The organism is Streptococcus mitis, from assembly GCF_008763935.1.
GTDB lineage: Bacteria > Bacillota > Bacilli > Lactobacillales > Streptococcaceae > Streptococcus > Streptococcus mitis_DB.
On record NZ_VTQF01000017.1, the window covers coordinates 1 to 5,450 of the forward strand.

Annotated in this window: 7 protein-coding genes; 4 read left to right on the forward strand and 3 right to left on the reverse strand. The window is 51.9% G+C overall.

All coding sequences use genetic code 11. The annotated features are described in order from the left end of the window. Nucleotides 1-336: 336 nt before the first annotated feature. Together F9B91_RS11855 and F9B91_RS11860 are read right to left on the reverse strand one after the other, a co-directional pair. Nucleotides 337-1,179 carry a basic amino acid ABC transporter substrate-binding protein gene (locus F9B91_RS11855; RefSeq protein ID WP_049228724.1) on the reverse strand — a complete coding sequence of 281 codons (843 nt, stop codon included), beginning with the start codon at nt 1,177-1,179 and terminating at the stop codon, nt 337-339. A 73-nt stretch (nt 1,180-1,252) separates the two neighbouring features. Next, nucleotides 1,253-1,504 carry an NGO1151 family protein gene (locus F9B91_RS11860; RefSeq protein ID WP_016687175.1) on the reverse strand — a complete coding sequence of 84 codons (252 nt, stop codon included), beginning with the start codon at nt 1,502-1,504 and terminating at the stop codon, nt 1,253-1,255. Between the two features lie 102 nt (nt 1,505-1,606). Here F9B91_RS11860 and F9B91_RS11865 point away from each other — a divergent pair, with 102 nt between their 5' ends. Continuing rightward, nucleotides 1,607-2,419 carry a hypothetical protein gene (locus F9B91_RS11865; RefSeq protein ID WP_049228725.1) on the forward strand — a complete coding sequence of 271 codons (813 nt, stop codon included), beginning with the start codon at nt 1,607-1,609 and terminating at the stop codon, nt 2,417-2,419. A gap of 105 nt (nt 2,420-2,524) precedes the next feature. Beyond that, on the forward strand, nt 2,525-3,130 hold the full coding sequence (locus F9B91_RS11870; RefSeq protein WP_049228726.1) for a DUF3465 domain-containing protein: 606 nt from the start codon (nt 2,525-2,527) through the stop codon (nt 3,128-3,130). 70 nt (nt 3,131-3,200) lie between these two features. Here the strand turns inward: F9B91_RS11870 and F9B91_RS11875 are convergent, their stop codons facing one another. Next, nucleotides 3,201-3,839, reverse strand: a complete 639-nt coding sequence (locus tag F9B91_RS11875) for a DedA family protein (protein WP_049228728.1) — start codon at nt 3,837-3,839, stop codon at nt 3,201-3,203. 178 nt (nt 3,840-4,017) lie between these two features. Between F9B91_RS11875 and hda the strand changes: the two genes are divergently transcribed. Together hda and F9B91_RS11885 are read left to right on the forward strand one after the other, a co-directional pair. Further along, nucleotides 4,018-4,686 (forward strand): DnaA regulatory inactivator Hda, encoded by a 669-nt coding sequence (gene hda, locus F9B91_RS11880; RefSeq protein ID WP_003763115.1) that lies wholly within the window; start codon nt 4,018-4,020, stop codon nt 4,684-4,686. Further along, nucleotides 4,683-5,351 (forward strand): HAD family hydrolase, encoded by a 669-nt coding sequence (locus F9B91_RS11885; RefSeq protein ID WP_070538892.1) that lies wholly within the window; start codon nt 4,683-4,685, stop codon nt 5,349-5,351. The genes hda and F9B91_RS11885 overlap by 4 nt, the downstream gene beginning before the upstream one ends. The last annotated feature ends 99 nt before the right edge of the window (nt 5,352-5,450 follow it).

A 5,450-nucleotide genomic window follows, 5' to 3' on the forward strand; every position in this document is an offset into this window, starting at 1 on the left:
TGGTGGGATGCGGGTGGCGGCCGGGCGGTTTGTTGCTATGATACGGGAGTTCCGATATACAAGTCTGATTGTTGTTCTATCTGATTGGACATAAATTCACTTTCAAGGGTATTGAAGTTTTGGGCAAAATCTTGCAATGTCGTTGCAAACATTAAAACGTTTGAATCTCTTGGGACGATTGTCCGTAGATGTCAGTCGGAAAATTGCAGGGATAGTATAGCCGTCATTAGAGATAAAATGGCCGGCTCATTAAACAAAATAAACAAAAGGTCGTCTGAAACCCGCGATACAGGCTTTCAGACGACCTTTCTTATTGCTTAAGAACGTTGAAACAGATTATTTGGCTGCTTCAGGTTGGCTGGCTGCTTGGCTGGCGGCTGCCGCTTTATCGCCTTCTTTGGCGAAGTATTTGGCGTGGATTTTGTCGTATTCGCCGCTGTCGCGTACTTTTTTCAGCGCTTCGTTCAGCATTTTAGCGGTCGCTTCGTCGCCTTTGCGTACGGCGATGCCGTAGTTTTCAATCGTGAAATCAGGCAGCGTGATAAAGTCCATGCTTTTGGTCGGGTTGTTTTTCACATAGTTGGCGATGACCGCGCTGTCGCTGACCACGGCATCCACGCCGCCGTTTTCCAGCTCTTTGATGACCAAAGGAACGCTCTCAAAGCGGGCGATTTTCGGATTGTCGTTGCCCAAGAGTTTGGAAACGGAGAAGTCGCCGGTTTGACCGGTAACGACGCCGACTTTCGCCATGTTTTTGAGGTCGTCTGAAGAGGCGACTTTTTTGCCTTTAGGAACAAGGACGACTTGGGTGATTTCAAAATAAGGGTCGGTGAAATCCATGGATTGCTTGCGCTCGTCGGTAATGGTTACGCCAGAGATAATGATATCCGTATCGCCGTTTTTGAGCGCGGGGAAGAGGCTGTCCCAAGGCTGGTGTTTGAATTCGACTTTGAAGTTGCCGGTTTTTGCCATGGCGTTCATCAAATCGATGTCGAAACCTTCAACGTTGCCGGCGGAATCCAATGATTCGAAGGGGGCGAATTCGGCGTTGGCGGCGACGCGGTACACTTTGTCGGCTTTAGGGGCTGACGAGGATGCGTCTTTGCTTTGACCGCCGCAGGCGGAGAGTGCCAGCGCAGAGCAGGCGAGGGCGGCTGCAATCCATTTTTTCATGTTCATGGGGAGGTTCCTTCTTTACGGATATTAATAAATAAACGGATAGTTTAACACGGTTTGGGGAAGTCGCTACGCGTCAGTGTTCTTTTTCGCGGAAAAAAGCGTAGGTTACGTCATGGAAGAGATCGGTATGCGGGCTGTCTTCGTAGTTCAACTCGGCGAGCGCGTCTTCAAAGGCAAGCTGGATGGACTCGACGGCTTCGTTTGCCATGTCGGACGGCAGCGAACGGATCAGACCTTTGAGTGCGGTGGCGAGGACGTGGTTCTGCATACGCAAAACGTCGTTGGCTTCTTCCAAATATTCGAGGCGTTGTTCGATGCTGCTCATGATGTGTTCCTAGGAATCTGTTAAAATACCGCATTATAGCAAATCACGGCATTCGCTATGCGCGTGAAATGAAATGACACAACGGAAGAACGAAAGCAAAAAATGGATACGAATCGTCCCGATACGCCACAACAAACGGATGAAAGCCTGGATTGGGAAAGCCGCTTGGAAAAGCTGCGTCAAACCCGCCAATTGAACGCACCTTACACACACGCGCCTTTGGTGCGCGAATCTCAAGAGCCAGCTCTCGAGCAGAAGCCCAAAGCCAAGTCGGTCAAGCTCGACGATGCCAACCGCGATGCCGTGTTGACGGAATATCTGCGCAAATGGCAGGAGGAGCATAACGCCATGCTGGAGGAAGACGCTGCCGAAACGGCGGAGACCGATGCGATGGTGATTTTGCAGGAAAACTGGCTGAACGCGCAGTCTTCGCTGCAAATGAGCGCGTCAGACAGACAAATCGAGTCCACGCGTACGGTTTGGCTGAACCCGAAACGTAAAACGGTCGAATTTGACGCGCCCGAAAAAGAAGAGGCAACGTCGTCTGAAAATGAAAATCCGCAGGCGCAAGAGCAGGTTTCAGACGACCTCAAGCAAGAAATGCCGCCGATTACCGTCAATATCAACGTGCTGAACCCGCAGGTTATCAACCGCAGGGAAGTGTTCTGCATTTCCGAGCAAGACCTGAGCGAGCGTTTAATCAAACGCCTGCGCCCGCACGTCGCCGACGCAGTCAACGGCATGATACGCACCGCCGTGCAGAAACAAATGGCGCTGTTTACCTACCAGCTCCAACAAACCCTCAGCGAGCAGGCGCCCGATTTGGTGGAACAGCTTTTGGATTACAACGTGAAAAAAATCCTAAACGACATCAAATACGAAATGAAATACAGTCAGGGAAACAAAAAAGCGTGATAACGCAGCCGCTTCAGGTATTAGCCTGAAAATGCTGATTTTTCCGCCGGTTTTGTATATAATGGCGGCTCACGTTATCGTGATTTAACTCCTTTCAAATAACTTATGCCCGATACACCGTCGGGCATTTTTTTGGGCGCGGATTTTATGAACAAAAACAAATGGATTTGGATACTGATTGTTACCGCCGTGGCAATCGGTTATCAAAAAATGCAGCAGGGGCGGCAGGGTCAGGCAGCGGATGCCGTACCAACCCAAACGCAGACCCAAACCCAAGCGGAAAAACGCCCATCCGAACAGCCAGAGCCTGAGCAGCCTCCATCCAAAAAGTCGCAACCGAAGCAGCCGAAGTTCGACCGCCAAGTAGGACAGGGCAGCGCGGAACAAATATTGCAGCAAGCCTTTGAAAACCAAGAGAGCGATATTCAAGTGAAGGGCGCAGGTACGGTTCTCAAAACGCTGCCTGACGACAACCAAGGCACGCGTCATCAGCGGTTTATCTTGAAGCTGTCGAGCGGGCAAACCCTTTTAGTGGCACACAACATCGACCTCGCCGACAAAATCAAAGGCTTGAAAAAAGGCGATAAAGTCGGCTTCTACGGCGAATACGAATGGTCGGAGCAGGGCGGCGTCCTCCATTGGACGCACCACGACCCCGCAGGCCGCCATACCGACGGCTGGTTGGAACACAATGGACGTGTTTATCAATAAAAGCTTGGAACGATTGCAAAAGGTCGTCTGAAAAACGTTTTCAGACGACCTTTTCTTATTGTTCCATTTTTTATTTCTTCGCCGCCCTTCTCGCGCGGATGACTTCGATCACGCCCGGCAAGATGGAAATCACAATAATCGCCACCATGACCAAAGCCAGATTGTTTTTGACAACCGGAATATTGGCGAAGAAATAGCCGGCATAGGAAAACGACAAGACCCACAATACCGCGCCGATGATGTTGTAGCGGATGAAAGTGCCGTAGTGCATGCTGCCCATGCCCGCGACAAACGGGGCAAACGTGCGCACAATCGGGACGAAGCGGGCGATGATGATGGTTTTGCCGCCGTGTTTTTCGTAGAACGCGTGGGTTTTCTCCAGATAAGACTGGCGGAAGATTTTAGAATCGGGGTTGGCGAAGAGTTTGCGCCCGAAAAACTTGCCGATCATGAAGTTGGCGGCATCGCCCAAAATCGCGGCGGCCAAAAGCAGCGCGACCATGACATGAATATTCATGCTGCCGACTGCGGCAATCCCGCCCGCGGCAAACAGCAGCGAATCGCCCGGCAGAAACGGCGTAACCACCAAACCGGTTTCGCAGAAAATAATCAAAAACAACACCGCGTAAATCCATACGCCGTATTGCGCGGAAATCTCGACCAAATGCTGGTCGATGTGGAGGATAAAATCAATAAGGGTCGAAATCACGAGATTTTCCTGAAATAAAAAAGACAGGGGTCGTCTGAAAACAGACGCGTTGCAAAATGTCTGCCATTGTATATGAAACCCATGCCGCGCGCCCCTTTTTCAGACGACCCTGCGCCTTGATGCGCCCTGACAAAACAACGTACAATAAACCCGATTCCAACCCATCCGGTATGCCTTTGTGAACCAGCTTATTTTCGACTTCGCCGAACGCGGCTATCCCGGTTTCGACAAATTCCTCGGAACGGAAAATGCCGAACTGGTCTATGTGTTACAGCATAAACACGACCCGTTTATCTACGTCTGGGGCGAAGAAGGCGCGGGCAAAAGCCACCTGCTGCGCGCGTGGGTCGCCCAAGCGCTCGACGCGGGGAAAAAAGCCGTCTATATCGACGCCGCCGCCACGCCCCTGACCGAAGCCGCCTTTGAAGCCGAATACCTCGCCATCGACCAAATCGAAAAACTGGGCAACGAAGAACAAGCCCTCCTGTTTGCCGTATTCAACCGTTTCCGCAACAGCGGTAAAGGCTTTCTGCTGTTAAGCTCCGAACACACGCCCCAACAGCTCGTCATCCGCGAAGACTTGCGCACCCGCATGGCGTACTGCCTCGTTTACGAAGTCAAACCCCTGACCGACCAAGAAAAAATTGACGCGCTCGTCAGCATGGCGGCGGCTCGCCAAGTCACCATAGACCCCGAAATCTTCGAATACCTGCTCAACCACTGGCGGCGCGACATGGACAGCCTGATGCAGATGCTCGACACGCTGGACAACTACGCCGTTACCATGGGCAAACGCATCACCCTGCCGCTTCTGCGCCAGCTTTTGAAACAACAGGAAACCCAATGAAAAACCTCGCCATCTTCGACCTCGACAACACCCTCATCAACACCGATTCCGACCACTCTTGGCCGCAATACCTCATCAAAAAAGGGCTGGTTGACGCTGTCGAAACCGAAACGCAAAACGAAAAATTCTACCGCGACTACCAAAACGGCTGCCTCGACATCGACGCCTTCCTCAAATTCCACCTCGCCCCGCTCGCCCGTTACAGCAAAGAAGAGCTGGCGGAATTTCACCGCGAATTTATGGCGGAGTTCATCACACCCCACATCTCACCCATGCAGCGTATGCTGGTGCAAAGCCACCAAATGGCGGGCGACGAAACCCTCGTGATCTCCTCGACCAACGAGTTCATCATCACCCCCATCTGCCACCTTTTCGGCATCACCAACATTATCGGCACCCAACTTGAAACCGGTGCCGACGGCCGCTACACCGGCAACTACATCGGCACACCCAGTCTCAAAGAAGGCAAAATAACCCGCCTGAACCAATGGCTCGCCGAACGCGGCGAAACGCTCGAAAGCTATGGCAAAACCTATTTTTACAGCGACTCCAAAAACGACCTGCCGCTGCTGCGCCTCGTCAACGAACCCGTCGCCGTCAATCCCGATGCCGAGCTGGAACAAGAAGCCAAAGCAAAAGGTTGGCCGATATTGAATTTCAAATAATCCAAACCGCGCCCGTCGCCCAAACGGGCGCAATATCGTAGCAACTGTATTTTTCACCCCGTCGGGCAAAAATACCAAAACTCAAATCAAGCCGTTTGG